Raw genomic sequence first — 26,140 nt, 5'->3', positions numbered from 1 at the left:
TAATGATGTATTTTAAACTATTTGGAGGAGTTCTGGAGGTTGTATATGGATAACAATAGTAGAAGAAAAATGATAATTGAACATTTGTCGAATTCTACAAAGCCTGTTTCTGCTTCATTTTTGGCGGAATTATTTGGTGTGAGTAGGCAGATAATTGTTGGAGATATAGCCCTCCTAAGAGCTTCTGAATATAATATTATTTCAACCAATAGAGGCTATATTTTAGATAATATAATGAGAAAGAGGCATACCAGAGTATTTAAGGTTTCTCATGATGAAAAGCATACCGAGGATGAATTGAATATTATAGTTGATTTTGGTGGCAAAATATTGGATGTTTATGTCATTCACGAGATTTATGGAAAAATATGCGCAAAGCTAGATCTTTCCAATAGAAATCATGTGCAGAATTTTTTGGAGTGTCTTGATGGAAATGTGAACAAACCACTATGCAAGCTGACAGATAATATTCACTATCACACTGTTGGAGCAGAATGTGAGGAAGATCTTGATTTAATTGAGAAAAAGCTTGTTGAGGGGGGATTTCTTATTGATGAAAAATAGTAATAATACATTAGACAGAAAAGGAAATAAAGCTTTATTATACGACTTTCACACTCATGTTGAAAAAATAGATGAGTTGGAGTCGTATTTTGATTTAAACATTATTCCCATTATAAATATTAGTAATTTTCATGAGTGGGAAATTATAAGGAAATGTGACAACTGGGAGAAATATTCCAAGTTGATAAATGATATTTTTTTTATCAGTGCTGGAGTTCACCCTTTTGACAACGCACCATGGAGTGAAAAAACAGAAATATTTTATAATAATATGTCAAAATATTCGTCATTTGTCGGAGAAATAGGAATGGATTCGTGTTGGTCAAATGTAGATAAAAGCATTCAAAAATCAAACTTTGAGAGAAGTTTAGATTTTGCATATAAAAATAATTTTCCTGTTATTTTGCATACAAAGAATATGGAAGGCGAAATTTATGATATAATAAGAAAATACAGTCTGCAATTTATTGTTCATTGGTATAGTTGTAAAAATTATATAGATGAGTATATTTCTTTAGGGTGTTATTTTACCTTTGGACCGGCTTTGCTGGAGGATAAAAATATAAGGACCTTGGCAAAAAGAGTTCCATTGGATAGAATATTGATTGAAACTGATGGCTTAAATGCATTGCAATGGTTGTATAATAAAGCTATCAGTGAAAATGAATTGAGAGATTATCTAGAAATTACGATAGATGAAATAGCTCAAATAAAGGAAATTTCGCCAAGAAAAATGGTAGATATTGTAAATACAAATTCAGAATTTTTATTGAGAAAGGGTTATAAAAATGGTTAATTATAGTGAGGGCAGTCAATCGCCAGTAATAATCAATTATAAGGAAACATATTACAAGGATATTTTTGAGCTTGTCAACAGCAAAGAATTGGAGAAATTGATGCTGAGCTATGTTTCAATAATAAAGAAGAGAAATGGAAAAATTGCGAGATTCTTGATAGGAGAAAAATCAAAGCATCAAGCGGTTAGTGATTTTATTCTTTGCTTAAAGAAAATACTTATATTGGAAATAGATGAAATAGAGGATGATTATTTAAAAAATAAAAATCTATTTTTAAAAACGTTTGAAGATATTTATACTTACTTTAGGAGTAGACTTAAATTTGGCGTGATAGAGTTGAATAATAGCGTGTTAACAGCGAAAAGATTTATTGAGATAGACAATCATTTTAATAATATGGTTTTGAATTTTTATAGAACGATTGGTGAGAAGCTACAAGGTCATCAAAATCAGGTATACAGACAACTAAATCCAGGCTCAAATGCTTGTATCCTATTAAATAATATTGAATGGCAGTCAGGAGATACGTATAGGAAGCTGGCTGCAATTCCATTTATTAGCACGATAATGCTTCATTCGCCTTTATTGATTCATCCAGCTTCAAATAAGAGGGTTGGTACATTTGATGAAATATTTACTCATCCTATGATTGAGTATAATGAAAGCCCGGAAAATTGGTTCTGTTATCCAGCTAAAATAGGTGAAAGTCTTGCATTTATATATTTCCACAAGGATTTTATGCCTAGTGGTGTTTCTCTGGCAAATCTTTTTGAATTGGCAACTATAGATGAAATAAGATATAAAAAACCAGATTTGATTTGCTTATTTGGTATGAATACTGATAAAGAGGGCTGCAAATTCTATCATGACAAGGAAAATGACATATATGTTGGGCAGGTTGCGTACAATAAAAGGGCTGAGTATTTTGGTTATATCAAAAAGACCTGTTTGACACTTCATAATGTATCCATGATATCAAAAAAGAAGCTTCCTATTCATGGTGCAATGGTAAGTATTACATTGATGGATGGAAGCACAAAGAATATCGCATTTTTGGGAGACTCAGGTGCGGGAAAATCCGAAACAATAGAAGCGTTAAGGATGATATCAGATGATCAAATTAGAGATATGGACATTGTGTTTGATGACATGGGAAGCTTCTATTTGAAAGGTGGACAAGTATATGCGAAAGGGACTGAGATAGGAGCCTTTGTCAGATTAGATGACCTTGAAAGTGGTGCCGCATATAGAGATATGGATAGAAGTATTTTCTTTAATCCAGAATCTACAAATGCTAGAGTCGTAATTCCAGTTTCAACCTATAGAGATATAGTAAAGGGCATTAAGGTTGATATGTTCCTTTACGCTAATAACTATGATGAAAAAATTGGACTTAATTATTTTACAAATGCACAGGAAGCAAAGTCTGTTTTTGTTGAAGGAAAAAGAAAGGCATTGGGTACGACTGATGAAAAAGGAATCAGCAAGACGTATTTTGCAAATCCTTTTGGTCCAGAACAGAAGCAAGAGGAAACAGGGCCTTTGATAGATAACATATTTGAAGCTTTGTTTGATACAAACACAAAGGTTGGAGAGATATATACTCAGCTGGGAGTGAATAATTCCGGTGAAGCTATCAAAGAATCTGCAAAGCAATTACTTGACGAGTTATATAGATAGGCGTTGATAAATATGAAGGTTAAAGGTGTGAACAAAAAAATTATTAAGGAGACCTCAATAATAATGATACCATTGTTTTTTGTCAATTTTGTTTTGGCTAAATTTGGTTTTTTATGGGCGATATATCCATATCAAACGATTATTATTTTGTCTTTTTCAATAATTTTTGTATATTCCAAGAATATTTTGAGTAGAGATATTAACATATATAAGAAAAGTAGATTTACAATGCTCTTGATAGGTGCTATTTCTGGTATAACATTGATTTCAGGAATAAGGGATGTCATGAGTGGTGAATTGAAGATTATTGTAAACGGTGTGCTGAGTGTTGAATTTTGTCATTTAATATTATGTGTGTTTTTTATGGGATTGTTCATTTCATATGCCTATATTGAGGTGTTGAACAGAGATATAATTTTACAATTAGATTTGAAAGGAGATGAAGCTGACCAAGCGGAATATAATGACAAACATTAGTTTAATAAAGAGTGTATGGCCGTATTTTAAGAGATATAAGAGCATATTGATAATAGATTTGTTTTGTGCAGCGTTGACAACTGCATCAGAAATGGTTTTGCCTTTGATATTGAGATATATAGCAAATATAGGTATGGTAGATACTTCATCAATAAGCGTGCAAATAATTATCAGACTAGGATTGATATTTGTGATAATAAAGATAATTGAGCTAATTGCTGTTTACTATATGGCTTCAATAGGTCACATAATGGGTGCAAAAATAGAAACTGACATGAGACAAGATGTATACTCACATCTTCAAACATTGTCAGATAACTATTACAATGAGACAAAGGTTGGTCAAATAATGTCCAGAATGACTAATGATTTATTTGATATAACAGAGTTTTCTCATCATTGTCCGGAAGAATATTTTATAGGAGCAATAAAGCTTATCGTTTCATTTATCATTTTGGTTAATATAAATGCTGAGCTTACAATTGCTATTTTCGTTATGATACCTATAATGTTTATGAGTTCAAACAATTTTAAAAATAAAATGCGTAATGAACAGAAAAAGCAGAGAGTTCACATTGGAGAATTGAATTCAAGTATTGAAGACAGCTTACTTGGAATAAGAGTAGTGAAGAGCTTTGCTAATGAGGATATAGAGTTTGAAAAATTTCAAAAAGACAATAATAAATTTCTTTCAATTAAGGAAAGGTTCTATAAATCAATGGCTGGATTTAATACTGTTAATAGAAGTATAGATGGGCTGATGTATCTTATAGTAATTGTATTTGGTGGAATTCTGATAATGAAAGGTAGGATAGAGCCAGGTGATATGTTGGCTTATGTAATGTATGTAACATCATTATTAGCCACTGTAAAAAGAATAATAGAGTTTACGGAGCAATTTCAGAAGGGTATGACTGGAATTGAGAGGTTTAATGAGATTATGTCTATAGAATCCGAAATAGTAGATTCAGAAAATGCTGTGGAGCTTGATTCGGTCCAGGGTGAAATAGAGTTCAATAATATTTCATTTAGATATAAAGAAAACCTTGATTACATATTGAGGGATTTTAATTTAAAAATAAAAAAAGGTCAGAATATCGCATTAGTAGGACCCTCTGGAAGTGGAAAAACAACTGTTTGTGCATTGATTCCAAGATTTTATGATGTAACTAGCGGTGAAATATTGTTAGATGGCAAAAATATTATCGATATTACTTTGAAATCTCTTAGAAATAATATAGGCATAGTTCAGCAGGATGTGTATCTGTTCTCTGGTACAATAAAAGAAAATATTGCCTATGGAAAACAGGACTCAACTGACGAAGAAATAGTTGAAGCTGCAAAAATGGCTGGAGCATATGATTTTATAATGGAGCTTGAGCATGGATTTGATACATACGTCGGCGAAAGAGGTGTCAAGCTATCTGGTGGTCAAAAACAGAGAATTTCGATCGCTCGAGTATTTTTAAAAAACCCACCAATTCTTATTCTAGATGAAGCGACCTCTGCTTTGGATAACAATAGTGAGTTAGTAGTTCAAGAATCATTGGAAAAATTGTCAAAAGGAAGAACTACGATTACAATTGCACATAGATTGACGACAATTCAAGATGCCGATTTAATTATTGTAATGAGTAGTGAGGGAATACTTGAGAGAGGAACGCATGAAGAACTGATGAATAATAAATCATATTATTATAGTTTATATACAAGGTCCGGTAACAACGACAGTATTGTGTATTAGGCATATAAAAAAGATTATCTGATATAACGTTATTCAAAAAATGGAGATACATATTTTATTCAAAAAAATAAATGTGTTATCTCTATTTTTTATTTGTAATTTTTGATAATGATTTCAAGAGGAGCAAATTATTTGCTGAGCTTAGCTTTTATAATTTATGTGTTTACAAAAAATAAAAAAAGCATTACAATAAATATATAAACATATGAATAATTATTCACATATAATTATAAATAGTATTTTTGAAGGGAGAAAACGATGGATCAAGAATTGAAAGATGGAATTATTTTAAATGATAAGGATGTAATGGATTTGATGAATGTAGATGAAATAGAAGCTCGTGTTTTAGAAAACGAAATAAGCATTGAAGTATGTGATATCCAAAAAACTAATGATGAATTGGTTGAAAAAATCAAAAGAAATATACCAGAAAATGAGGTTTTGGACGATTTGTCAGAATTGTTCAAGGTGTTTGGAGATATAACAAGAATAAAGATAATTTATGCAATAAAGGATTATGAAATGTGCGTTTGTGATATAGCAAAGTTTTTGGGAATGACTCAATCTGCCATATCTCATCAGTTAAGAGTGCTTAAAAGGGCGAGGCTGGTAAAATACAGAAGAGAGGGTAAGACGGTGTATTATTCACTGGATGATGAGCATGTAAACAAGATATTCGAGTTCGGATTATCTCATGTCAATGAAATGTACTACTAAGGGAGGTTTTTATGAAGGTTGAGATTATTTTGGGAGGCTTAAATTGTGCACATTGTGCGGGTGTTATTGAAGAAAAGGTTAAAAAGATGGAAAGCGTTGATAGTGCATCTTTAAACTTCGTAAGTAAAAAATTAATAGCAAATATCAAAGACAATGAAAATGTTGCAGAGCAAATTGGATATATTAGAAATATTATCGACACAACTGAACCAGGCTTAAAAATAGAGGTATTGGGACAAGGTACTGAAAATAATTTTGATAGGGAATCAAAAAGTGAATCGTGCTCCTGCTCTTCTTCTTGCTCATTATGTTCTTCTGAAAGTGATAAAAGTAATAGAAGTATATTTAGAATTGAGAATGAAGAAAATCTAAAAATAATATCCATTGCTGTAGCGGTTATTTTTAGTTTGTCGGCATATGTATTCAATTCAGTACTAGAAAATTACATCGTTGCGAATGCATTATTTGTTGTCGCATATTTTGTTGCAGGGTACGAGGTTTTGGGAGATGCTATTAGAAATATATTAAAGGGGAAGCTAATGGATGAAAATTTCTTGATGTCTGTTGCTACAATTGGTGCGTTGATAATAGGAGAATATCCGGAAGCAGTTGGAGTAATGGTTTTTTATTCAATTGGTGAGTTGCTTGAATCGCATGCTGTTTCGAAGTCTAGAAAAGATATCGAATCACTTATGGATATAAAACCGGATGTGGCAAATTTACTAATTGATGGCGAAATAGTTCGAGTAAGTCCTGAAAGTGTGAATATTGGGGATATAATTGTTGTAAGAGTTGGAGAAAAGGTCCCTCTTGATGGAAAAATTATCAAGGGAAATAGTATGTTTGATACTTCTGCGATTACCGGTGAATCTGTGTTAAAAAGTATAAAAATAGGTGAAAGGGTGCTTTCAGGTGTGATCAACAAAAAATCAGTGGTTACAATTGAAGTAGAAAAATTAATGAAGGATTCTACTGTGTCAAAGATACTTGATATGGTTGAAAATGCTACTTCAAAAAAGTCAAAAACAGAAAATTTCATTTCTGTTTTTGCAAAATACTATACTCCAATTGTCGTGAGCTTGGCTTTATTGTTGGCAATTGCTCCAACACTTATTTTAGGAGAACCCTTTTATAAGTGGGCATATAGAGGATTGGTATTCTTGGTAGTATCTTGTCCATGTGCTTTAGTTTTATCAATACCACTTACGTATTTTTCCGGAATAGGAATATCATCAAAAAATGGTATTCTAGTAAAGGGAAGTAATTATCTTGAGGCTTTGAGAAAAGTAAATATAGTGGTTTTGGATAAGACTGGAACAATTACAAAAGGTACATTCGAGGTTTCAAACGTGGTGTTAGGCGATGATATTACAGAAAAAGAAATATTTGAATATGCTAGAATTGCAGAAAGTAGATCGATACATCCGATTGCGACCTCAATCGTGAAGTATGCCTCAAATATTTTGGACATTGATGAGGTTGTAGATGAAGCGAATATGACGGAGTACGAGGAAATATCTTCTCATGGGGTAAGGACGGTGTACAAAGGAAAGGAAATTCTTGCTGGTAACTACAGATTGATGCAAAAATTTGGTATTTCATATTCTGAAAGCAAAAGCTCTTCTACAAAAGTTCATGTGGCAGCTGATAGATTGTATTTAGGATGTATAGAAATATCAGATGAAATAAAAGCTGGAATATTTGAAGCTATTGATGAATTGAAGAAAATTGGAATAGAGAGAGTTATAATGCTAACTGGAGATACAGAACGAGTTGCTAGCGAAGTTTCACATATTGCAGGCTTTGACGAATATCATGCAAATTTACTTCCAGTAGATAAGGTTAATATATTGGAACAGATTATTGAATCGAATATTGGAAAAGGAAACGTAGCATTTATTGGCGATGGAATAAATGATGCACCGGTAATTGCTAGATCGGATGTTGGAATATCCATGGGTGGAATGGGATCGGATTCAGCGATTGAGGCATCGGATATTGTGTTTATGACTGACGAGATTTCAAAGCTGCCTATAGCTATAAGAATAGCGAAATTTACCAGCAAAATTTCTTGGCAAAATATTTTCTTAGCCATGGGATTAAAAATAATTGTTCTAATTATGAGTGTGTTTGGATTAGCAAATATGTGGCTGGCTATATTCGCAGATGTGGGTGTGGCTGTACTGGCGGTTTTAAATTCTTTACGTGTACTAAAGAGGAATTACAGGTAAATACGTTTAAAATACGTTTAAAAAAATAATTTTTTATAAAATATATTAACAAATAAAAATGAAAATGTTATAATTAAATGAAAATAAAGCATATGAGATATTTTAGTAAAGATATCTCATATTATTTGTAAAAAAAGAATAAAAACTTTAAATATACATAAAAAAAAGAGAAAATAGTATTTTTTTATAGTTTTTAGTTTATTTTTTTTTATTACTGCCTATAATATGATTGGAGAGATTAAGATATTGATTTTTGTTTGATGATGTTTACAATATTGGCTTAATTGGAGGTGAAAATCTGTATTTATAATGATTTATGTGTTGTAATATTATTTTTTAATTATCATTTTTCAAGGTCGAATGCAATGTGATTTTTCTTATGTATTTTTTGATGATATGTTGGAGGGAATACATAGCATGTGCAGTGGCAATCTTAGAAAAGAAATTGATGACTTTGTTTGTTATTGTAATGAAAATTATAATAAGGATAAAAATAAAGAATTTGAGCACATACTTGTAGAAGATATTAATGACAGAAAAGACCGAATTTTATTGTGGGAGGCACAGAATGGTAATGATGTTGCTAAGGAATACTTTATTTTGGACAAGATGGATTACGTAAGAATATTAACTAGTCGTGATTCTGATATTATCGCTTTTAAATCTAGAGGCTTAGATGATGACGATTTATTTCAGACTGGTATTATTGGAGTTTTAGATACGATTAAAAAATATGATTTTAGAGCAAATGTAAAAGTCAATACATATTTAACAAATAATGTAAAGTTTAGTATCAGAAATATGTATAGGCAATATGGTCTAATTTCAATATCTAGAGAAGCTGGATCGATATATAAAAAATGTAGCGATAAAATTAGTTTAATAGGAGATTATATTACTAAAGACGATATTGAGAAAATATCAAGAGAAATTCATATTGATGCGAAAAAGATTGAATCTAGTATAAATGCGGTAAAAAGTAGAAGTAATATTTGTACTATAAATATTGATGGTTCCATTGAGTGTGATGTTTCAGCCTATGAAAAATACAACATGAAAACTTATAGGGATTATCTTGAAAAAATGGATGATTATTATGAATATATTTCGATTATCCAGGAAATGAAGAAGCTTTCAAAGAAGGAGTACGATATTATTAAAGGCATTTATATTGAAGACAGAACGCAAAAGGATTTGTCGGAGGAATTAAACATCTCCGTTCCAGCTGTTGGAAAAATTAAGAAAAGGGCCATTGAAAAAATAAAAAAAGGGTTATTATAAAAAACACATGAACGCAAGGTTTATTAATTATATATATATATTTAGAGAGTATGCAAAAGCTTTGTAAATAAAAATAAGTCCTTCTATGGTAAAATGTACCGATCACCAAAAGTTAGACCCCAAAATCTAACGATTGGGAGGTCGGTTTTTTCATGGAAAAATATTCTTTTGAAATTAAGAAAAAAATAGTGTCTGAATACTTATCAGGAAATAAAAGTCCATGCTGTTTAGCAAGAAAATATGGTATTACAAATAAGAGGATGATATTAAACTGAGTAGCTATTTATAAATTGAAAAATAAATTGTATATTACAATGAAAAGAGAATTAAATAGAAGCTAGGATGGATGAGTCATGTTGAATACAGGCTCTTTGCCTTGTTGCATAAAAAATAGAGGCTTATATAAAGTCTCTTTTTTTGTGAATCCATACAGTTCTGTTATTTTGGTAATAAAAAAAGAAATACCACATCGTAAAATCCAGCATTTCCAATATATTCACCATATTTTTAAATTCATTTGGTGGAGATGAGGGGATTGTATATGCTATTTTTTGTTTAATTTTATAATATTTATAAGCGTTGAAAATACAGCATTTTGTATTTATATAACCTATATTTTACCATATTTTATTATGCTTTTATGTTCCAGTTATTGCACAGTTATTGTACGGTATTGCACAGCTAATAAAATCTATATAAATCATACATGCCAACATTTTCCAACATTACATAATTAATAAGTTAGGTTTTGTTGGGTTTAACACGGGTATATATGTTTCCTTTTCTTACCTTTTTAGGGACTCAGATAATGAAGTATTACATAAAAAAGACACCCCGTTATAGGGTGCTTTAAATATCCATATTATGTTATCTTTGCGTTATATATTTCCAAGTATTTTGCTAAGCAATATGAGCTTGCAAATATCGATTTACAGACTGGTGAAGTCAGTAATGATAATTACAAGAAAAAAGCTTTTTTAAGTCAGTTAATTTGGAAAAAGTTGTATATGAAAAACAGCTTTATTCTGATGATGTTTTATTTTCTATTATGGAAAAGATGAAAGAAAAAGCTGTACATAAAGTTAATTATACTAGATTAATTGCAGGTCCTGAATACGAAAAATTCAAAGATTTAGTTCCATTAGGAGTGAGTTATTTTGTGTTATCAAAAAAAGATTTTATAGAGCTTTTTAAAGAATAATATTTTATTCTTTAAAAATTTATAATATATATTATGAAAAATAGATATGAATAATGTGTGTTTGTATAGGATTAAACTTTATTGAAGTTTAATATCGTAGTTTTTTGTTATTGTCTAATTATTTGTAAAAGTAACTTATTATATTAGCTATAATATCCATTAAAAATATCACCGAGTAATTTCCCGATGATATTTTTAATTTTAAATTTTATTTAATTTTAGTCAAAAATGTGAATTCTTCATTTTTTTCTCTAATTCTTTTTAGAAATTTTCTAGTAAAATCTAAATTATATTTATTTTTATTTAGATAGGATATTCCTTCTAAATAAGAGTCATTAATTGAAATTATTTTTATTAGTTTTTCATGAATATCTTCTATATTAGGTATTGTACCTTTTGATATAAATTCTTTTTGATATCCTCCCAATAGTTCAACAAAAATTTTTTTATGTGTTTTAATATCCAATGCTTTGTCCAAGAAAATAAAATTTATATCATAAATCATATCTTCATGATTATTTTTAATTATTTCTAATAATAGATTTATTATACAACTTAACTCTAAATCAGAATTTAATTTTTCTGTATCATTATTATTTAAATCCATGATATTACTCCATTTCTAAATTAAATAGGTGCAACTATTTCTATAGCTATCATTATCCAATATGTAATAGTTTTTGAACCTGTGGCTTTTAATATGGCACTATTTAATCTACCGTATGTAATTTTATCAAGTTTTTCAAGTGCTCTTAACGCTGGTTTTATATTATATATTACATTACCAACTTTTACAGTTGCTTTTCGTCCAAATTTTTTTCCTACAATATTAGTAATTGTTGTTGTGTTTTTAATAATCCATCTAATAGCTTTTTTTGAAATATATTTTGGTGCAGATTTTGGCTGTATTTCATTGAAATTATGTTTATTTATTGTATTTTCAATGAGATAATTTTTTTCCATATTTACATATTGTTTGCCATCGCTATAGAACGCTTCAGATACAATTATTGTTTGAAATCCAATTATAAGTGCCAATATTAAGGGTATTATTTTTTTCATTTTTTTCTACTTTTTTACAATTTTTTATTAATAATTTAATAATATTATTGATTTTAGAATAACAAAAAATAATTATTATGTCAATATAAAAATTACACATATTTTCTGAATTCTCTAGATATTATATTAATTGTATATTATATTGACTGTTATAAATGTATACTTGTATTTTAAAATTAAAATATCTATAATTAAGTTATATAGTTATTTTTAAGTATATAACTTAATTAACATTTTAAAATGAGTATAAAATTATGGATTATTTTTCAATTTTTGAAATTAGTAAAAAGTTAGGAATAGCAAAAGGTAAGATATATTATAAGTTACATTCTGATAATGATTTTAAATTACTTTTTACTAAAGATTTAAAAACAGGTTCATATGTTTCACATAAAGATAACATTGAAAGTATTGGTAAATACTTCAATTTAACAGTTGAAAATATTAAAATAGATTCAAAAAATGATTTAATTGATGATACTATTTTACAATCTAAAGATGAAACGATTTCTATTTTGAAAGATGAAATTGATATATTGAAATCTCAATTAATTGAAAAAGATTTGCAAATTAGTAAATTATTACAGATTTCTCAAAATAATCAAGTTCTATTGCTTGAGGAAAAACTTGATTCAAATTTAAATATTAATGGTTCTATTTTTGATAAAATTGTGAAGTTTTTTAAGAGGAAGTAAGGAGAATAAAAAATAACCAAACGATAACGGTTGACAAAAAAACGTTTTATATGATATGGTGTTGAAGAAGGTGGTGTTACTATGAATTTGAAAAATGAATTTGAGCACCTCTCTGCGATAGGTGTATATTCTTTTACTCCTATTAAATATGATATTTTATTATCGCACGTGGTAATATATCCATTTAAACTAAATGTATTAGTTAGTGCATAATTTAATTTATGTCCACATACGATAAAATTTGTACGTTCGTAATATTGTGGCTCTTTAATGTGTATTAAATGTATGTTTTCTCTTAAACTCATTTTTTATAAATTCTCCTTTTTTCTATTTTTTTTATTAGAAATATATGTCTTATTCGTGGTTACTTTTGGTATAAGTAACCAACATCAACCCTACAATATAGCATTTTCAATACTTTTAAAGTGGGTACTTGGGTACCTGAAAAACTTTAGCACAGTATACTATACACCCATATATATACTACTAATAATTCTATATAGGGTTTACATATTTTATAAGTACCCAGTACCCAAATAGATATAAATATTGATATTTCAATGTGTTCAGTGGGTACTTTTCGTTTTTTTGAAAAAGTACCCAAAGTACCCACTATTATTTAATATTATTGTGTGAGAAAAGTTTTATAAATTCTCCGTTTGATTTTTTGTATATATCACTTGAACAACGTAGATTAATTACATTTTTTATCGGTGGAATTTTCCATAGTTTAGTTTTTTTTCTATCCCACCGCATAAGTCTAACACCTGAGTATTCACACCCTAACATTTTTAATTGTGTTATTATCATGTTCTTGGTAGTATTTTTACTTAAACTATCCCTTATCAAGTCAATTACGGCTTCTGTACGTGCATACAACCATTTATTTTTATCAGTTTCAGTAAAATCAAAGGTACTTTCTAAAACCATACCAATGTAATTTACATCAACATAATTTTTATTTAACTGTTCTAGTAATTGCTTCTCGTCTCTATCTAAGTACCATATACAACCTAACCTAAATGTAGTTACTATTTCAGCCCATAAATCATTTATATTTATTTGTGTGTCTAGGTCTATTGATTTTACAGGAATAACCCAAAATCGCCTATTACCTGTACTATCCTTTAAGAACGTATCTTCATTCACAGTTCCACAAAACATTGTATGTCTAGCAAACTTAATTGACGATTTCGCATAAGGTACACGATATTCAATTGATGTTCTTGTTAATTCATTCTTTAAAAATCCTGTAGCCTCTTTCCTTGTGGTCGTTTCAAGCTCTCCCAACTCAACCAATATATATTTATAAGTTTCTATTTTAGTGTCTTTATGGTCATTTAATATGGCTCCCTCTTTAAAAAATCCTTTAGGTACTAGATTTCTAAACCATGTTGTTTTTCCTATTCCCTGAGGTCCTTTTAATATTAATGTCCCCTCAATATTTGGACTTTCTTTTCTAAATAAATCATCATCACCTATATTAATAGCCACGATACTAATTAAGAATTTTAACACCATACTGTCATAAAGTGTTTTTATCTCTTCATACTCTTGTACTTCCGATATTGGTATATCGTATTCTATTGTGTTAAGTAGCTTTTTAAACTCTTCTGAGGGACTTTTACTACTCTCACAGGTTAATAAATATTCTCTAAATCGGTTATAGGGGCGTTCTCTTGCTAACCAATATATATACTCTTCAAGGTCATTTTTCTTTATGTTAAAACCAATACTACGGCAATATGAATATATTTTATTTATGTAGTATCCTATATCGTGCTTTTGGTTAATATTAGTAATACATACATCATTCAGTAAAACGTCATAGCCAACATCATAACCTAATATATTTAATATAGCTTCAGTATTTTCTTTTGTATGAAGAGGTACGCCCTTTTCATTACGTTTTAATTTAGTTTTATTTTCTAAGGCTTTTTTAATGGTTCTCTCTTTATAGTCGGGTCTGTCCCATTTTTTATGTCTATCTCCTGATATATACATTTGTGAACGCCTATATATACAGTCGATTACTCTTGTATCATCTGTATATCGTGCCACAGTACCACACATAACCATATCAGCCTCGCTACCACTGTCGTAACTTGATATATCACCGTTGAATATATCCATAAACTTTTTATTATTTTTTAATTTGTATAGTATACGTCCTGCTTCTGCCTCTACCTCTGCGTTAAACTCCGTATATGCGATAAACTCTATAGGCTCTATATTATCGTTTTTGAGTGGATTATTTGCTTTGGTTAGGTATTTACCCTCAAACCACTTTAACGGCTCTATATCGTCATTTAGAGCGTTCATACCATTATAGACGTTAGTAGTAAACACAACAGACCTCTTCGACTGATATATTTCTATATTAGGTTTTATATCCTCTGTTTGTTCCCAATTTTCTATAGCTAACGAAATACCTTTATGCTTTCCTGTTTCATTTAATTTAAGGTCATAAACACCACTTAATATAATGTGTATGCCTGTTCCACTAACCGATACCTCTGTATAGCTATTACATTGCTTTATTATCTCCTCAGCACTAGGCAATAAATTTCCTTTATCGTTAATAACATGGTCTAGGTCTATAAACGTATAAGGCTCTGTTATCATCATGCTTAACCCTGATATAGTACGATTTGTTTGAATATCCCATTTTCCTGTATCCTTATTACGTTCATTTTCTATGTATGTATTTCCAACCAACTGTAAAGCTTCTTCCAATTTACCCCATGTATCAGGTTTATTAGCTTTTGCTTTTTTTAGCTTGTTGTACATTAATACAGGTCTATATGGTACTTTGTCTACATTCACACACCATATATTTTTTTCTTTTAACTCTTGTGGTATATTGTCTATATTCAAGTTCTCACCCCTTGTCTTTAATAATGCTTTAAGGGTGTAGCAAAATACGACACCCCCTTTTTTATTTAGCTTTTTATATATCTATTTACACGGATATATGATATAATATAATTACAATTCAAGTTTTATTTAATCTCTAAAACCCTTGTGAGATTAATCATTTACCTCTATTGACGTAGAGGTATTTTTTTTACGTCTTTTTTCTCTTTCGGCACGTACACCCGCTATATATCCCGCCACGTATATATCAGTTAGAGCTATTCGACTTAAAAATAAAACACTACTGTTTGTATATTCTTTTTTGGCTAAATTGTACGCTTCATTATATGAATTTTGACACGCTACCATATCAATAACAGTTATTACCTCTTTACTTATGCGTCTAGCTTCTTGCATACCTTTTGTAATTTTGATTTCGTTTAATTTCATTGGAAATACCTACCTTTCTATTATCTAAATAACATTAATATATACTCTAAACCTATTAACACAGCGTATTTACACGCACCCAATATATCAATCATAATTACACCTCTTTAACTCAAGGGGATAATCTAATTGAAGAGGATATCACACCACAGACTATACAACGTATAAACACTAAATTAAAGGCTTGTTTAAGTTCAGCCGTTAAAGAGGATATATTAATAAAAAACCCTTGTTCATTTGTTGAGCTGCCTAAATGTACAAAACTTAAAAAAAGAGAGGTATTAACACTAGAGGAACAAATAAAATTATGTGAATATATAAAAGGTCATAAGCTAGAATTATTATTTTTAACTGCATTAGGAACGGGTATGCGTTTAGGCGAGTTATTAGGCTTAAAATGGCAATATGTAAACTTTACAGACGGTACAATTACAGTTGAGGAAACATTACAGAAAACATATGTATTTGATGATAACTTAAATAAATCATTACAGGACGTTCAACAAACACCTAAAACAGAAAATGGTGTACGTGTAATACCTTTACCATCTTCTCTAGTACCTAAATTAAAAGAACAACGTAAAACACAATTAGAGAATAGATTAAAATACGGTGAAAGCTATCATATAAGCGATTACGTGTTTACTGATGAAATAGGTAGGACAATAGACAATAAACGCCCTAACAGGACGTTACAAGCGATTTTAAAGAAATTAGATATAAACCCTATTAAATTTCATGGACTAAGAAAAACATACGCCACACGTTTATTTGAGAATGGTGTGCCACCTAAAACAGTACAAACCTTATTAGGTCACGCCGATATACAAACAACACTTAACATATATACTCAGGTTATGGAAGAAGAAAAATATAAAGCCGTTGATACATTAAACTCTATATTTAGTTTTTAACTTTTTTGTGGTAAACCCATCCTTTATATAGGTACGGTAGCAAATATATTAACACAGGTTCTATATAAAAAATAAATAATCAATTTTAGAGCGTTTCCAGTTTTGGAATCGCTACAATATTCAACCCTCTTAATAATCATCTGAAGAGGGTATTTTTTATGTAAATTTCCTGAAGCTGTCCTAGTTATTGCACAGTTATTGCATTATAGCAATAAAAAAGGAAATACCAAACCTCTAAATTCAGTATTTCCAATATATTCGCCATTTATAATATCAAATTGGTGGAGATGAGGGGAATCGAACCCCTGTCCGCAAGCCTATTCCCTGCTACGTCTACATGCTTAGTCAGCTCTTTTAAAGTTTCGAATTCTTCAACACCGAGTGACAGGTTTTGAGTTCATCTAGCCTTGATTATTCTGCTTCAAGTCAAGACATCCTTGAAGGAGTTCCCTGCATAAATGACATCAGTTCTTAATCGGCAGGAGGATTAAGAAGGACGAACTGCTATTAAGCAGCTAATAAATTTTCTTCGTTTGCGTTTGTTTTAAATTTCTCCAGTTGTTACGTGACCCAGAGTAACACGGCATGCTGTTTCAAGTTCCAAACCCACGTCGAAACCAGTACACCCCCATATGTAATAATACAAACGAGAGATTCTGTAGCTACATTATACCATCATATTTAAATAAAATCAAATATTATCCATCTAGTCAATTAATATTGCTCAAAATGGTTTAATTATTTTTTTCAAAATGGTATAATTATTTAGTAGATTTACTAATAAAAATATCGTGGTAAGGTTTTGAGGAGACAATTATGCAAAAAATATTAGATATACTGTCGAAAAATAGGGAGATAATAAACTACTTAGTTTTTGGTGTGCTCACAACTATAGTCAATTTTATGGTCTATTTTTTCGCAAAAGAGGTTGTAAACATCTACTATCTATACGCAAATGTTATGGCATGGTTTATATCAGTTCTTTTTGCATATGCTACAAATAGAGTATTTGTTTTTGAGAAGGTCAATTTCGGTTTTTATCCGATACTGAGAGAAATAATTTTGTTTTTTGTGGCAAGATTACTTTCTGGAGCAATTGAAACGGCACTTTTATTTCTTATGGTTGAGTTAATTAGAATGGGAAGTGATGTTTCAAAGATACTAGTCGCAGTTGTTGTTGTAGTGCTGAATTATGTTTTTAGCAAGCTTATTATTTTCAAAGAAAAGAAAAATGACTAAATTAAATATACGAATTAAATATATGAATTAAATATATAAATTAGATATATGAATTAATACATACAATTAATATTGATATAACTTTCAGGGGGAGGTAGTTTATGTTTTTATCAGTGATTGTTCCTTGTTATAATGAGGAAGGCGTTTTGGAAAAATTATATAGTGTTTTGAGTTCCGAGATTGAAAAAGATTCAAACTTTGGCAAGTATGAGATAATATTTATTGATGATGGCTCAAAAGATAATACTTTGAATGAAATAAAAGATTTAAAAAAATTGGATGATAGAATAGAGTATATTTCCTTTGCCAGGAATTTTGGCAAGGAGGCTGCAATTTTTGCAGGATTAAAAAAATCGAAAGGCGAGCTTGTCGTTTTGATGGATGCAGATTTACAGCACCCACCTGAGCTGATTCACCAGATGGCAGATTTAATAATCAATCAAAATTATGATAGTGTTGGTACGATAAGAAAGGATAGAGAGGGTGAATCGAAAATAAGAGGGTTTCTTTCAACTCAGTTTTATAAAGTTATCAATGGATTATCAGAAACCACAATAAAAAAGAATGCTACTGATTATAGAATGATGAACAGAAGGTTTGTAAATTCTGTTTTGGAGCTTAGTGAATATAATAGGTTTACCAAGGGGATTTTCAGTTGGGTAGGCTACAGCTGCACAGATATTGAATACAACAATGTAGACAGAGTATGTGGTGATAGCAAATGGAATTATATAAAGCTCTTTAAATATTCTATTGAAGGTATAGTTGCTTTTTCGACAACACCTTTGATATTATCTAGCTTTCTAGGGTTTATAATGTTTTTCCTTTCAGCTATTGTGATGCTGGTATTTGTATTCAAGTACATTTTATTTGGTGAAGTTGTTAAAGGTTTCCCAACAGTAATTTGCTCAATATTTTTATTGGGTGGTATTCAGCTTCTTTCTGTCGGAGTCTTAGGACAATATTTGTCGAAAATGTATCTTGAAGTAAAGAATAGACCAATTTATTTGACAAAGGAAGAATCTGAAGGTGTGTCAGATGTTGTAACGAAAGGTTAGGTGTACTTATGGCTATAGTGGAATTGACAGTATGTCCTTTGGGGACAGGAACAACAAGTGCAAGTAAATATGTTGCAGGAGCTCACGATATTTTATCAGCTCAAAGCAGTGTAAAATTTATGCTAAACCCAATGGGAACTGTAATGGAGGGGAATATTGATGAAATATTCTCGCTGATAAGGAAAATACAAGAAGACGTATTTGATAAGGGTGTTGATAGAGTATATTCAATCATAAAAGTTGATGATAGAAGAGATAAAATTTCAACTATGGAACAGAAATTGAATTCTGTGAACTCAAAATTGAAGTAGGTAAAAAAATGAACAGCATAGAGAACAGTCAAGAGCTGCTTGCATATTGTGATGAAATAGCAGAAGCTAAGCCTATAAGAATTACCTTTAGCAGGCTTTCTGATAAAACATATAAATACAAAACAACAAAGGTAGTTCAAAAAAAATTAGATGGCAAATCTGTGTATAGCGTTGAAAGATATACAGAAAAGCAAGTATTTCATACAATAATTAGAGCTGATGAGCTAATTGAAAATATTTTGGAGAAATTGAATTATTATAACCAAATTGATGCAGAATCATCTTATTTCAATTTTAATTTGAGGATAACTAAAAAGAAAAAAATTCTTTTTTCGAAAAAGAAAAAGTCATCCGATACTGCAAGTTGCTTGAAAAATGAACACATTACTTCACATAATAGAAAAAAGAAATATATTTTGGAAGAAGGAATGTACATTCCGGCTTTTATCGATTTGGGTATTTTTACCAAAGAGGGTAAGATAGTAAATTCAAAATATGATAAGTTTAAGCAAATTAATAGATTTATTGAGATAATTGACGATGGTATAAGTAAGCTGGAGCAGAGTGGATATCTTAAAGACAGAAAAGTGTTAAGGATATTAGATTTCGGATGTGGGAAATCATATCTGACTTTTGTATTATACTATTATCTAACTGTTGTAAAAGCATTAGATGTTGAGATTATTGGTCTTGATCTGAAAGAGGATGTTATCAATTCATGCAATGAGATCGCAAAAAAATATGGATACGAAAATCTTGCTTTTGAGATTGGCGATATTTCAAACTATAAATATAACAATAATATTGATATTGTTATAACTCTTCATGCATGTGATACTGCCACAGATTATGCTTTATTCAATGCAATAAATTGGAATGCGAAAATGATTTTTTCTGTACCTTGTTGTCAGCATGAGGTAAACTCTACTATAAGAACCGATGATTTAGAGATCCTTACTAAGTTTGGACTTATAAAGGAGAGAGTAGCATCTTTAATGACGGATTCAATTAGAGCAAACCTATTGGAATATATGGGATATAAAACTCAGGTTTTAGAGCTTGTTGATATTTCTCATTCTCCAAAGAATATTTTGATTAGAGCATACAAGACAAATATAAGCAAAGAGAAGAGAGAAAAATCATTTGAAGAAATAACAAGGCTGAAAAAGATATTTAATTTTGAACAAACATTATATAACCTTCTAAAATCAGCTGGAAGATTTTAATGTTATTTGGCAATATTATTTTGGGGGAGTTTTTTTATGGCTAATAAAGATAAATTTGTTTCGGTAATTTTGCCTGCCTATAATTCGGGTAAATATATTAAGTCATGTATTGATTCCATTTTGAATCAGAGCTATGAGAATTTTGAGCTAATAATTGTAGATGATGGTTCAATAGACGATACACAAGAAATAATTAGCGATTATGTTGACAAAAAAATAAAATACATTTATCAAAATAACAAAGGTGTGTCATCAGCTAGAAATACTGGGATAAAAAACGCAAGTGGGGAGCTTGTAACGTTTATTGATGCTGACGATATGATGAGTAAATACCAGCTGGAGATAATGGCGAAATACTTTTGTGATGGTGTGGACATGGTTATGTGCAGATATCACAGGTTTTCAAAAATGGAAGAGCTTGCAGATAAATCCTGTGATCAAAGAATGGAAGAAGATGATGTGTCTAATATATCAAGAGCTGATGCTTCAAAGCTTATTCACCTTGGAAGCTCGTATGCAGGATATGTTTGGAATAAAATGTATAGAATGAACAAAATATCAGAATTATTTTTTGCTGACAAAGGTAATGGTATGGCATTTAGAGAGGATATTGCGATGTGCGAAGATCTTCTATTTAACAGTATTTATATCGATAGTTGTGATAATATTTGTGTCCTGAATAAAAAACTATATTATTATTTTGAAAATAAGGATGGAATATCTTCAGGAGGATATTCGTCAAAACTCCATACCCAAATAACTGCTTACAGAAATATTTTTGATATCTATCAGAAAAATAAGAGCGAGTACGTAGAGATTATTAGCTTATTAAAAGAAAATGTGTTAAAATTTAGCATTGATCACATAAACAGAATGGTAATCGGTGAGAAAATAAATTTAGCTGAAGTGAGAGAATATAAGGCTTTTATCAGGGAAAATAAAGATTTACAATTAACCAATAATATTTTGAATTCAAAGGATAAATTTCTTATAGGTATTCTTATGAATAGTCCCTTTGCTGTATATAAACTTATATATAAGCTTTGGAAAAAGATTAAATAGCATTCAGAAAAATATAAAAAAATTAAAAAATATAAAAAAATAAATAAATTATTCAAATTCATACTTTTATCATGTAAAATTTTTCGTTACAATTTGGTAAAAAATGTCAAGAATGAGTGATTATATGATAAACTGTATAGTAATACTGTTTTTAAAGTGAAGGCTTTGATGAAAAGTTCAAAACTGAGTGTTATTTATGAGGAGTAAAAATGTCTAGGGTTGAAAGAAAGAGATTAGAAAAGGAACGGAAGAAAAAAACACGTTTCTTTGTGAAGAGTTCAGATAATTTTACAGCAGATGTTGCTGGTTACGATAAAGAAAAATTGAATTTTACTGATAAAATAAAGGAAAATAAGAGTAAGAAGTCAAGCTCTGATGAATACTACGCAAAAGAAATTGAGAAGATGAAAAGTAGTGATAGTTATGGCAAAGATGCTACTTCTAATAGTAGATTGATGACAGCTGATAAAATTATTTCGGTTGAAGATGAGAGAATGATTTTGGAAAGAAGAAAAAGAAATTTAGAAAATCAAAATGAATCTGACGCAAATGTGATGACAGTCGATGATATATTCACAGCTGAGGATATAGAAAATGGGATTACAGAAAGTGTTCCAAAGGTTCAAAAAGAAAAAAATCTAAAAATGAAAAAATCAGAAACTAATATAAATGAAATTAAAAGAATAAAAATTGAGAATGCTACTTTTGAAGATGAGGTAAAAGTAGCCGAGTCTAGATTGGCAGCACAGGGTAAGGAGGCAAATATGGGAAAGGAAGATATTACGCCAGAGAAGAATGAACAAACTGATGAGAAATCCAAGGATAATATTGAGGAAAAGGAAATAATATTAGAAGAAATAAAAGTAAACAAAGAAGGGGCTGTTGGAGAAAAAGCTATAAAATCTGCTCCGATTCAGACTGAAATAAATGATGTTGAGGATCCTGAAAAGGGTAGTGGTATTAAGCGTGCTATAAAGAAATTTTTTGGTGCAATTGTAATTATTCTTTTAGTAATATATGGGATTGGATGCTTCATTTTTAGTATGAGATTTTTCCCAAATACAATTGTAAATGGAATTGATGTTTCTTACAAAACTCCAGATCAGCTTGATAAATTAGCAGCTGATAAAATCGAAGGATATAAGTTAGTAATTGAGGGTAGAAATAATGTCAAAGATTCAATTGCGGGCTCAAGTGTCGCTTTGGAGTATGTGAAGGATTCTAGTGCAAAAAAAGTGAAATCAGAGCAGGGCTTTTTTGGGTGGCCTCTTGCTTTATATAAAGGTGAGAGCATTGATGGGAAGTTAAATATAAAATATGACAAAGATAAATTTGAGAGGATTGTCTCTGAATTAAATATATTTAAGAAAGAAAATATTAAGGAGCCAGTCAGTCCATATCCTGATTATGATGAAAAAGGGAAAAAAGTAGTCATAAATAAAGGTGATTTAGGGAGTACACCAAAAAAAGAGGCTGTGTATGCTTATGTTTCTAATATGTTGGTTTCAGAAGCGACCTCAGAAAAATATCCTGATTCGGTGTACAAGGCTCAGAAAAATAACGCTTCAAACCCAAAGCTTGAAAAAGCAGTTGAATTTATTCAACCGTATACAGAAAATAAGATTGAGTATGATTTTGGATACGAAAAATATACTGCAACAGGTAAAGCTATTGTAGGTATGTTTGATATAGATTCTGAAGGGAATTATGACGTTAAATTAAGCAAGGACAAAGTTAGAGAATTTGTCAGAGGATTGAGTAGAAAATACTCTACTTATGGCGATACTAGAGAAATCGACTCTGCTTCGACTGGTGGAAAGCTAAAGGTTAGTGGTGGTATCTACGGATGGCTGATAGATAGAGAAAAAGAAACTGATGAGCTGTATAAATTGGTCAGTGAAAAAAAGAATATAGCTAACAGAACTCCAATTTATTACCAGACTGCAATGTCAAGAGATAAGAATGATATGGGTGATGAATTTATTGAAATTGATTTGTCAAAGCAGTATATGTGGTATGTTAGAAAGGGTGAGGTCTTGGTTTCAACTCCGATAGTTTCTGGTCAGCCGGGCAAAGGAGATGCTACACCAACAGGAATATATCCTCTAAACTATAAGACGAGAAATGCAACTCTTAGAGGTCCTGGGTATTCATCGCCAGTATCATACTGGATGCCATTCAACGGAAATATAGGAATCCATGATGCTAATTGGCAGCCATATTTTGGTGGCAGTAGGTATTTGTTTGCTGGTTCGCATGGCTGTATAAATACACCTTATGGCAAGGCTGCAAAATTCTATTCATTGGCAAAAGAAGGAATGCCAGTGGTAGTACATAATTAGTAAAAAATATTTAAAATACGTGTCAATGTATCTATATATTGATGCGTATTTTTTGTTTTTTCAGGGTAATAATATAAGAGTATTTTAAAAAGGAGATAACACATGAGAATGACGAACTATATTGAACTGAACAATGAAGTTATAGTGAGAGATATACACGGAGAATATCAATTGCATAAAGATAAAGAAGCATTAGATTTGTACTTAAGGGATTCTGTTGATAAAAGGATGCTTTGCTTTAGTAATATAGGCGAGAAGATAGATTATCTTGTAAATAATAACTATTATGAAAAAAGGATTATAGATAAATATAGTAGGGAATATATTGAGGAATTATATAATTATATAAAGTCACAAGGCTTTGGATTTAAATCGTTTATGAGTGCAAGCAAGTTTTACGAAAATTACGCACTAAAGACAGATGATGGAAAGAATATATTGGAAACTTATGAAGATAAGATATTGATATGCTCTCTAGCAATAGCTAATGGAGATGAGGAAGTAGCAAAAAAAGTTTCGAAATCTTTGATATCTCAGCAATTTCAGCCTGCAACGCCAACATTTTTGAATCTGGGAAGAAAAAGAGCAGGTCAATTGGTAAGTTGTTTTTTGCTTACAGTTGAAGATAGCTGTGAAGGAATAAGCTATGCAGTATCTTCTGCAAATCATCTTTCAAAAATTGGCGGGGGTGTAGCACTTAATCTCACAAGACTGAGAGCCAGAGGAGAATCTATCAAGGGGATAGAAGGCGCCAGTGGAGGTGTGGTAGGAGTGGCAAAAATGCTTGAACAGAGCTTCAGCTATTTCAATCAAATGGGTGCTAGACAAGGTGCTGGAGCAGTATATTTAAATGTATTACACGCAGATTTTGATAACCTGATGGATACAAAGAAAATAAATGCCGATGAAAGAGTTAGGCTTGCTACATTGTCAATTGGGGCTATTGTTCCAGATAAATTTATGGAATTGGCTGAAAAAAATGAAATTGGATATGCTTTTTATCCACATTCAATATTTAAGAAATATGGGCTTCATCTTGATGATTTAAAGATGGATGAGTGGTATGATAAGCTTGTTGCAGATCCTGACATAAGAAAAAAGGAAATAAACCCAAGACAAATGCTTACGAGAATTGCTGCAACTCAAATGGAGAGTGGTTACCCATACATAGTTTATATAGATACGGCAAATAGAGAGCATACCTTAAAGGATGTTGGAATAATAAGGATGTCGAATCTATGCTGTGAAATATTCCAATATCAGACTCCTTCGGATATAAAGAGCTTTGGCTCGATTGAAAGCACATGGGGGCAGGACGTAAGCTGTAATTTGGGATCATTGAATATCACAAATTTGATGGAAAATAAAGAGATAGATAAATCGGTAGATGTTGCAATCAGATTTTTGACTGATGTCAGTGATATTACTAGTATCGAGGAGGTTCCAACTATAAAGAATGGAAATGATAAAAGTCATTCTGTGGGGTTGGGAGCGATGAATCTACATGGATATCTAATTAAAAATAATATTATGTACGATACAAAGGAAGCTGTAGATTTCTGTGATACATTTTTTGCAATGATAAGATATTATGCAATAAAAACCTCTATGGATATCGCAAAGGAAAAAAATGAAAAATTTGAGGGGTTTGAAAAATCGGAATATGCAAAGGGCGAAAAAAGCTCCGTTCTTGGAAAATACTATATTACTGATTTTAAACCAAAATACGAAAGGGTACAGAGGCTATTTGAGGGCATATACATCCCAACAAAGGAAGATTGGAAAAAATTGCTTGATGAAGTAAAGGAAGCTGGAATTTACAATGCATATTTGATGGCTATAGCCCCTACTCAGAGCATCAGCTATGTACAAAATTCTACATCTTCAGTTATGCCAATAACAGAGCAGATTGAAGTAAGAATTTACGGAGATTCAACCACTATTTATCCAATGCCATATTTGACAAATGAAAATATGATATTTTATAAGAGTGCGTACAATACAGATATGATGAAGGTGATTGATGTTGTTGCGGCCGTACAATCTCACGTCGATCAAGGGATTTCAACCACATTATTTGTGACTGATGATAAAACGACTCGAGATATAGCTAGATACTATATTTATGGATACAAAAAAGGATTAAAGAGCTTATATTATACTAGAACAAAAATGCTGAGAGATCTCAACAACGATTGTGTTGCTTGTTCAGTTTAATGTTACAGAAAGAGAG

Annotated in this window: 23 protein-coding genes and 1 other RNA gene; 19 read left to right on the top strand and 5 right to left on the bottom strand. The window is 30.5% G+C overall.

Annotated features, from left to right (window positions below; translation table 11 throughout):
* Positions 1 to 45 precede the first annotated feature (45 nt).
* The 10 genes from BM120_RS01470 to BM120_RS01430 all read left to right on the top strand — a co-directional run bounded on the left by BM120_RS01470 (position 46) and on the right by BM120_RS01430 (position 10,692).
* Positions 46 to 564, top strand: coding sequence for a transcription repressor NadR (locus BM120_RS01470; protein WP_091992715.1), 519 nt, complete (start codon positions 46 to 48; stop codon positions 562 to 564).
* Entirely contained in the window at positions 554 to 1,360 is an 807-nt protein-coding gene (locus BM120_RS01465; protein ID WP_091992714.1) for a TatD family hydrolase, read from the top strand. The genes BM120_RS01470 and BM120_RS01465 overlap by 11 nt, the downstream gene beginning before the upstream one ends.
* Positions 1,353 to 3,041: a hypothetical protein gene (locus tag BM120_RS01460; protein ID WP_091992713.1), complete on the top strand. Its 1,689-nt coding sequence runs from the start codon at positions 1,353 to 1,355 to the stop codon at positions 3,039 to 3,041. The genes BM120_RS01465 and BM120_RS01460 overlap by 8 nt, the downstream gene beginning before the upstream one ends.
* 12 nt (positions 3,042 to 3,053) lie before the next feature.
* Positions 3,054 to 3,518 (top strand): hypothetical protein, encoded by a 465-nt coding sequence (locus tag BM120_RS01455; RefSeq protein WP_091992712.1) that lies wholly within the window; start codon positions 3,054 to 3,056, stop codon positions 3,516 to 3,518.
* Positions 3,505 to 5,262 carry an ABC transporter ATP-binding protein gene (locus tag BM120_RS01450; protein ID WP_091992711.1) on the top strand — a complete coding sequence of 586 codons (1,758 nt, stop codon included), beginning with the start codon at positions 3,505 to 3,507 and terminating at the stop codon, positions 5,260 to 5,262. Before BM120_RS01455 ends, BM120_RS01450 begins: the two co-directional genes overlap by 14 nt.
* 258 nt (positions 5,263 to 5,520) lie before the next feature.
* Entirely contained in the window at positions 5,521 to 5,979 is a 459-nt protein-coding gene (locus BM120_RS01445) for an ArsR/SmtB family transcription factor (protein WP_442956739.1), read from the top strand.
* Between the two features lie 11 nt (positions 5,980 to 5,990).
* Positions 5,991 to 8,210: a heavy metal translocating P-type ATPase gene (locus tag BM120_RS01440; protein WP_091992710.1), complete on the top strand. Its 2,220-nt coding sequence runs from the start codon at positions 5,991 to 5,993 to the stop codon at positions 8,208 to 8,210.
* Positions 8,211 to 8,627: 417 nt separating this feature from the next.
* A complete protein-coding gene (locus tag BM120_RS01435) occupies positions 8,628 to 9,491 on the top strand; it encodes a sigma-70 family RNA polymerase sigma factor (RefSeq protein ID WP_177187341.1) in 864 nt (287 codons plus the stop codon).
* A gap of 152 nt (positions 9,492 to 9,643) precedes the next feature.
* Positions 9,644 to 9,766 carry a transposase gene (locus BM120_RS10660; RefSeq protein ID WP_143076500.1) on the top strand — a complete coding sequence of 41 codons (123 nt, stop codon included), beginning with the start codon at positions 9,644 to 9,646 and terminating at the stop codon, positions 9,764 to 9,766.
* 716 nt (positions 9,767 to 10,482) lie between these two features.
* Positions 10,483 to 10,692 (top strand): hypothetical protein, encoded by a 210-nt coding sequence (locus BM120_RS01430; RefSeq protein WP_091992708.1) that lies wholly within the window; start codon positions 10,483 to 10,485, stop codon positions 10,690 to 10,692.
* Positions 10,693 to 10,900: 208 nt separating this feature from the next.
* On the opposite strand, the gene BM120_RS01425 is transcribed toward BM120_RS01430, so the two are convergent.
* Complete coding sequence (locus BM120_RS01425) at positions 10,901 to 11,299, bottom strand: hypothetical protein (protein ID WP_091992707.1); 399 nt, start codon at positions 11,297 to 11,299, stop codon at positions 10,901 to 10,903.
* Positions 11,300 to 11,319: 20 nt separating this feature from the next.
* Complete coding sequence (locus BM120_RS01420; RefSeq protein WP_091992706.1) at positions 11,320 to 11,754, bottom strand: hypothetical protein; 435 nt, start codon at positions 11,752 to 11,754, stop codon at positions 11,320 to 11,322.
* Between the two features lie 254 nt (positions 11,755 to 12,008).
* Here BM120_RS01420 and BM120_RS01415 point away from each other — a divergent pair, with 254 nt between their 5' ends.
* The gene (locus BM120_RS01415; protein ID WP_091992705.1) at positions 12,009 to 12,449 is read left to right on the top strand and encodes a hypothetical protein; all 441 of its coding nucleotides are present in this window, start codon (positions 12,009 to 12,011) and stop codon (positions 12,447 to 12,449) included.
* Positions 12,450 to 13,064: 615 nt separating this feature from the next.
* On the opposite strand, the gene BM120_RS01410 is transcribed toward BM120_RS01415, so the two are convergent.
* Both BM120_RS01410 and BM120_RS01405 read right to left on the bottom strand, forming a co-directional pair.
* Positions 13,065 to 15,326, bottom strand: coding sequence for a phage NrS-1 polymerase family protein (locus BM120_RS01410; RefSeq protein ID WP_091992704.1), 2,262 nt, complete (start codon positions 15,324 to 15,326; stop codon positions 13,065 to 13,067).
* 153 nt (positions 15,327 to 15,479) lie between these two features.
* Positions 15,480 to 15,755 (bottom strand): hypothetical protein, encoded by a 276-nt coding sequence (locus BM120_RS01405; RefSeq protein WP_091992703.1) that lies wholly within the window; start codon positions 15,753 to 15,755, stop codon positions 15,480 to 15,482.
* Positions 15,756 to 15,841: 86 nt separating this feature from the next.
* Here BM120_RS01405 and BM120_RS01400 point away from each other — a divergent pair, with 86 nt between their 5' ends.
* Positions 15,842 to 16,669, top strand: coding sequence for a tyrosine-type recombinase/integrase (locus BM120_RS01400; protein ID WP_091992702.1), 828 nt, complete (start codon positions 15,842 to 15,844; stop codon positions 16,667 to 16,669).
* A gap of 279 nt (positions 16,670 to 16,948) precedes the next feature.
* Here BM120_RS01400 and ssrA read toward each other — a convergent pair.
* Positions 16,949 to 17,299, bottom strand: a transfer-messenger RNA (tmRNA) gene (gene ssrA / locus BM120_RS01395).
* Between the two features lie 186 nt (positions 17,300 to 17,485).
* Between ssrA and BM120_RS01390 the strand changes: the two genes are divergently transcribed.
* The 7 genes from BM120_RS01390 (at position 17,486) to nrdE (ending at position 26,124) form a co-directional block, all read left to right on the top strand.
* Positions 17,486 to 17,908, top strand: coding sequence for a GtrA family protein (locus BM120_RS01390; RefSeq protein ID WP_091992701.1), 423 nt, complete (start codon positions 17,486 to 17,488; stop codon positions 17,906 to 17,908).
* Positions 17,909 to 18,009: 101 nt separating this feature from the next.
* The gene (locus BM120_RS01385; RefSeq protein ID WP_091992700.1) at positions 18,010 to 18,966 is read left to right on the top strand and encodes a glycosyltransferase family 2 protein; all 957 of its coding nucleotides are present in this window, start codon (positions 18,010 to 18,012) and stop codon (positions 18,964 to 18,966) included.
* An 8-nt stretch (positions 18,967 to 18,974) separates the two neighbouring features.
* Positions 18,975 to 19,277, top strand: coding sequence for an MTH1187 family thiamine-binding protein (locus BM120_RS01380; protein WP_091992699.1), 303 nt, complete (start codon positions 18,975 to 18,977; stop codon positions 19,275 to 19,277).
* Between the two features lie 8 nt (positions 19,278 to 19,285).
* Entirely contained in the window at positions 19,286 to 20,503 is a 1,218-nt protein-coding gene (locus tag BM120_RS01375; RefSeq protein ID WP_091992698.1) for a class I SAM-dependent methyltransferase, read from the top strand.
* Between the two features lie 36 nt (positions 20,504 to 20,539).
* Positions 20,540 to 21,565, top strand: a complete 1,026-nt coding sequence (locus BM120_RS01370; RefSeq protein ID WP_091992697.1) for a glycosyltransferase — start codon at positions 20,540 to 20,542, stop codon at positions 21,563 to 21,565.
* Between the two features lie 209 nt (positions 21,566 to 21,774).
* Positions 21,775 to 23,907 carry a L,D-transpeptidase family protein gene (locus BM120_RS01365; RefSeq protein WP_091992696.1) on the top strand — a complete coding sequence of 711 codons (2,133 nt, stop codon included), beginning with the start codon at positions 21,775 to 21,777 and terminating at the stop codon, positions 23,905 to 23,907.
* Between the two features lie 102 nt (positions 23,908 to 24,009).
* Positions 24,010 to 26,124, top strand: a complete 2,115-nt coding sequence (nrdE, locus tag BM120_RS01360; protein WP_091992695.1) for a class 1b ribonucleoside-diphosphate reductase subunit alpha — start codon at positions 24,010 to 24,012, stop codon at positions 26,122 to 26,124.
* Positions 26,125 to 26,140: the final 16 nt, after the last annotated feature.

It is taken from the genome of Peptostreptococcus sp. D1 (assembly GCF_900112955.1).
Classification (GTDB): Bacteria; Bacillota; Clostridia; order Peptostreptococcales; family Peptostreptococcaceae; genus Peptostreptococcus.
The sequence above is the reverse complement of the archived record's forward strand: the minus strand, read 5'-3'. Positions and strand labels throughout refer to the sequence as shown.